This window comes from Cupriavidus oxalaticus, from assembly GCF_038900635.1.
GTDB classification, from domain to species: domain Bacteria; phylum Pseudomonadota; class Gammaproteobacteria; order Burkholderiales; family Burkholderiaceae; genus Cupriavidus; species Cupriavidus oxalaticus_B.
Genome location: NZ_JAYMRX010000097.1, coordinates 1 through 436 on the forward strand (window position 1 = coordinate 1; position 436 = coordinate 436).

At 65.6% G+C, this 436-nt stretch carries 1 protein-coding gene; it reads right to left on the reverse strand.

Going from position 1 to position 436, the window contains the following annotated elements:
* A partial coding sequence (locus tag VSR71_RS35115) for an AAA family ATPase (protein WP_342917926.1) occupies positions 1 to 436 on the reverse strand: 436 nt, incomplete at both ends.

A 436-nucleotide genomic window follows, 5' to 3' on the forward strand; every position in this document is an offset into this window, starting at 1 on the left:
CGCGCAGTTCGATCGGCGGGCTCGAGCCGGAAGTGCCGGACTTGGCCCGGATCAACGCGGGCGAGGATGCTCGCCGAATGGCTCGAGATGAAGGCCTGCGCCCGCCCGGCAGTGGTCAGCTCCTCGATCTGGCGCACGATGCGCGACAGATAGAAGGGTGCGAGATTGTTCTCGGGTTCTTCGACCGCGATGAGGGTCAGGGTCGGCAACGGGATGCTGGCGGCCTGGAATGCAGCGCCGGCGGAGCCGTCGGCGATGCGGCCTTCGACGTCGAGGGTCGCGGCGGTCATCGCGAGATGGAACAACGAACGTTGGCCGTCGCTCAGATCCTCCAGCCCGCGGTCGCGTCCTTCCTCGTCGGGATGAAACACCACCTCGACCTTGCGGATGAACTCTTGGAAACGGAGGTCAACAGGCCGGAACACCGGCTTTGTGT